General features: G+C 27.7%; 5 protein-coding genes. All 5 read right to left on the bottom strand.

All coding sequences use genetic code 11. The annotated features are described in order from the left end of the window. Positions 1-134: 134 nt before the first annotated feature. Complete coding sequence (locus tag E6248_RS13925) at positions 135-1,292, bottom strand: class I SAM-dependent RNA methyltransferase (RefSeq protein ID WP_316341391.1); 1,158 nt, start codon at positions 1,290-1,292, stop codon at positions 135-137. Positions 1,293-1,307: 15 nt separating this feature from the next. Beyond that, the gene (gene pyrR / locus E6248_RS13920) at positions 1,308-1,841 is read right to left on the bottom strand and encodes a bifunctional pyr operon transcriptional regulator/uracil phosphoribosyltransferase PyrR (RefSeq protein ID WP_316341390.1); all 534 of its coding nucleotides are present in this window, start codon (positions 1,839-1,841) and stop codon (positions 1,308-1,310) included. Between the two features lie 11 nt (positions 1,842-1,852). Beyond that, positions 1,853-2,764: an RluA family pseudouridine synthase gene (locus E6248_RS13915; RefSeq protein WP_316341389.1), complete on the bottom strand. Its 912-nt coding sequence runs from the start codon at positions 2,762-2,764 to the stop codon at positions 1,853-1,855. 342 nt (positions 2,765-3,106) lie between these two features. Then, a complete protein-coding gene (locus tag E6248_RS13910; protein ID WP_316341388.1) occupies positions 3,107-3,706 on the bottom strand; it encodes a DivIVA domain-containing protein in 600 nt (199 codons plus the stop codon). A 17-nt stretch (positions 3,707-3,723) separates the two neighbouring features. Beyond that, positions 3,724-4,211, bottom strand: a 488-nt coding sequence (locus E6248_RS13905) for a YlmH/Sll1252 family protein (protein ID WP_316341387.1), incomplete at its 5' end; no start/stop codon positions are given.

Genomic DNA, 4,211 nt, shown 5'->3' with positions numbered 1-4,211 from the left:
GCTTTAAAGCATCCCTTTCAATATAATAATTATAATGTAAATCCTTTTAAAATTTTTATAATTATATTTTTGTAATTTGGAACAAATTACTTCCTAAATTTTCAATTCTTAATTTTTCATTTTTAATTGGTTAGTTAGATATGGTTTATAACCATATCTCCATTATTTTTAATTAATTCATTATCAAAATATTGATAATAGTAACATTTTAGTTTACCATTATATAATTTTCTATTTTTGCTTGATTTAATATTAAAAGGACTTTCAAAGTTTTCATAAGAAGTTAATATATTAAAATCCCAGTTACTTAATTTTTTCTTATAACCACCAAATATCTTATATAGTTCTTCTACTTCTCTCTTTTCTCCAAGTCTTTCACCATAAGGAGGATTTGAAATTATAAAGCCATATTTATCTGCACTAGAGAATTCTTTAAAATCTCTTCTATGGAATTCAATATACTTTGATACACCTGCTTTTTCAGCATTACTTCTAGCTACTTTAAGAATTCTTCCATCAATATCATATCCTAATAGCTTTATATCTTTATGCTTTATTGCTCTTTCAGCACCTTCTCTTACTTGTTCAAATATATCTGCTTCCATACTAGGCCAAGTTTCACAAGTAAAGGATCTACACATTCCAGGTGCAATATTTTGCATTATCATTGCAGCTTCGATCAGTATAGTTCCTGAACCACAAAATGGATCTACTAAAGCAAAGTCTTCTTTCCATCTAGATATTAATACCATAGCTGCTGCTAATGTTTCTTTTAGCGGAGCTGCTCCAGCCTCTTCTCTATATCCTCTTTTGTGTAAACCTGGTCCTGATGTATCTATTGTTAATGTTACAACATCTTTAAGAATTGCCACTTCTATCTTATATAAAGGACCATCTTCTGAAAAATGTGATGCTCCATAAGCTTCACTCATACTATCTACTATGGCCTTTTTTACTATAGATTGACAATCAGGTACACTATGTAAAGTCGACTTTACTGACTTACCATTAACATGCATTATCCCATCTACAGGTATAAGTTCATTCCATTTTACCTTTTTAGTTCCTTGGAATAATTCTTCAAAGCTTCTAGCTTCAAATTCTGCCATCTTTATTAAAACTCTATCTGCTGTTCTTAAATGAATATTTGCAATTGCTATATCCATTTCATCACCAGTAAAATAAACCTTACCGTTTTCAGTTCTTAAATCCTCATAACCTAATGCCTTTAATTCTTTTGCAGTTATTCCTTCAAGTCCAAAGGTAGTGGTTGCAATTAAATCATATTCCATATTTGTCTCCTTACATCATTCGTATATTTTTACTGAGTCACTATTATCTATTTCTTCTATTTCAACAGCTATAATTTCGCTTTTGGAAGTAGGGATATTTTTACCTACATAGTCAGCTCTTATTGGTAATTCCTTATGTCCTCTATCTATTAAAACAGCTAATTGAATTTGAGCAGGTCTTCCTCTATCAATTATTGCATCTATTGCCGCTCTTACAGTTCTACATGTATATAATACATCATCAACTAATATAACTTTTTTACCTGAAACTTCTACACCAAGATTTAAATTATTTACTTCTGGTGAATCTTGAATTTCTGTAATATCATCTCTATATAAAGTTATATCTACATATCCAACTGGTATTTTTACTCCTTCAATATTCTCAATATTTTTAGCTATTCTTTCAGCAATAGGATATCCCCTTCTTTTAATTCCAATTAAAACAATATCCTCTATACCTTTATTTTTTTCAATTATTTCATGAGAGATTCTTATTAAACTTCTCTTAATAGCTTTTTCATCTAATAGATTTGCTTTTAATTTCAATTATTACACCTCTACTTCCTTAATGATTCTAATATCTTTGAAAAATAATCAGGCAATTCTGAATCAAATTCTATATATTCTTTAGTTCTTGGATGAATAAATCCTAAAGATTTAGCATGTAAAACCTGACCACTTAATTTAAACTTCTGTTTCTTAAGTCCATATAAAGGGTCACCAACTAGTGGATGACCAATTGATGCCATATGCACTCTAATTTGATGGGTTCTTCCAGTTTCTAGATTACATTTTACTAAAGAAGTTCCATTATTATATGTTTCTAATACCTTATAATGAGTAACTGCTCTCTTTCCATCTTCAACTATAGCCATCTTAAGTCTATCTTTTTTATTTCTTCCTAATGGCTTATCAACCATTCCCTCATCTTTAGAGAATTTTCCTTCCACTAAAGCATAGTACTCTCTTTTTATACTATGTTCTTTAAATTGTTCAGATAAAAAGTTATGTGCATCATCATTTTTAGCAATTACTAGTACTCCTGAAGTATCTTTATCAATTCTATGAACTATTCCTGGTCTAATTACTCCATTTATTCCTGATAAATCTTTACAATGATATAATAATCCATTAACTAAAGTACCTGAGTAATTTCCTGGTGCTGGATGAACAACCATTCCTTGAGGCTTATTTATTACTATTAAATCTTCATCCTCATATACTATATTTAATTCTATCTCCTCAGGAGTTACATTTAACTCAATTGGTTCTTTCATTAAAACAGTTACATTATCATTGTTTTTTAGCTTATAATTACTTTTTACATTTTTATTATTAACAAAAACATTGTTTTCATCAATTAGACCCTGAATAAATGATCTAGATTTACCTTCTATTTGAATAGATAAGTATTTATCTATTCTTTCTCCTACATTCTCATCTGTTATTATAAAATTTATATTTTCCATATGTTAACTCCATTTATGCATCTTCCAATTAATTGTTTACATTAATACTCTTTTATATAATTAAAATCTATAAAACTCTTTACGTAAATAAAAAAATTGAAAATATCCTTGATTTCTTTTTATACAAATTACTAAGATTAATCCTACGTAAAGGATATTTACTAAATCTTTATGTAATTATATGCACATTATAATATATTGCAACTTTACACTCAATAGATAGTCTAAAAGTTTTATATTTTCATAGAATCTTTTTACAACTTGTATAATACTCTTAAATATAAAATTTTAATGAAAAGAAAAAACTCCCTAGGGAGCTTTTAAAATCAAATTAATAATATCTTATTCTTCAGAATTTGCAAAGAAACTCTTTATTTCATCAATATCATCATTATAACTATCTTCTATTTCCTCAATATTTTTACTAGATAACTCTATACCTTTTTCTTCTATCATTCTGTCTAATGGTTCAGAAATACTATAATTTTTAGTTAAATCTTTTTCAAGTTCATCAAAAGTTTCTGTTTGAGCATTCATAAAGTTTCTAAACTTAGCTCTAAACTTAATAAATTCTTGCTTAACCTTCTCATATTCATCATTAATTAATATAACATCACTATGAGCTTTATCTAATACCTTCTGAGCTGATTCATTTGCCTTAGAGAGAATCATTTCAGCTTCTTTTTGTGAAGTTTCTCTAGCTTGTTCTGCTGCATTTTGTGCAAGTAGCAATGTATTTTGAATAGTATTTTCTATTTTAACATAATGCTCAAGCTTTTCGTTGACTCTAGATAAATTTTCCTTTAGTCTTGAATTTTCCTTATATAGCTCTTCATAGTTATCTATAATTTCATTTATAAATTCATCTACTTCCTCACTATCATAGCCCCTAAATCCTTTTTTAAACTCTTTGTTACTTATATCCATTGGAGTAAGCTTCATAATATCACCTCTAAATTTTAAATATATTTTTTAATTCTCACCTTTTGCTTCCCACTTCTAGTTTCACCTATAATATCTCCTACTAAGAACTTACCACTACCTCTTACAGTAATCCTTGTACCTTTAATTATTTCTTGGCTTTTATCTTTTGCTTTGACATAATCTATTAAAACTTTACCAGAATCAATTATTTCAATAGCCTTTGATCTAGAGAAATTACAAAGTTTTGCTACTATGCTATCAATTCTTAAAGAAGCAACATTTATTACAAACTCTTCAAACTCTACTTCAGGCATATCTTCCATATCAGTTACTAAAGTAACTTCAACTGGAGATTTTCCAATATAAGATAAATTACTTAAAATATAATTGCTTATTTCATTAATTACAGGTAAATATGCAGCATTTTCTTTCACTACAATATCGCCAATTTTATTTCTCTCTATTCCTAATGACAAAATACCACCAAGAAAGTCCTTATGCTTCAAATTTGAAAAGTTAGATT

The organism is Clostridium sp. (assembly GCF_032552055.1).
Taxonomy (GTDB): domain Bacteria; phylum Bacillota; class Clostridia; order Clostridiales; family Clostridiaceae; genus Clostridium.
Note: the sequence above shows the minus strand (reverse complement) of the source record. Positions and strands in the feature narration are given on the sequence as shown.

What these genes read in the sequence shown, in the direction of transcription:
- E6248_RS13925 (WP_316341391.1), bottom strand. Translation starts at nt 1,292, where the DNA reads ATGGAATATGATTTAATTGCAACCACTACCTTTGGACTTGAAGGAATA.
- E6248_RS13915 (WP_316341389.1), bottom strand. Translation starts at nt 2,764, where the DNA reads ATGGAAAATATAAATTTTATAATAACAGATGAGAATGTAGGAGAAAGA.
- E6248_RS13910 (WP_316341388.1), bottom strand. Translation starts at nt 3,706, where the DNA reads ATGAAGCTTACTCCAATGGATATAAGTAACAAAGAGTTTAAAAAAGGA.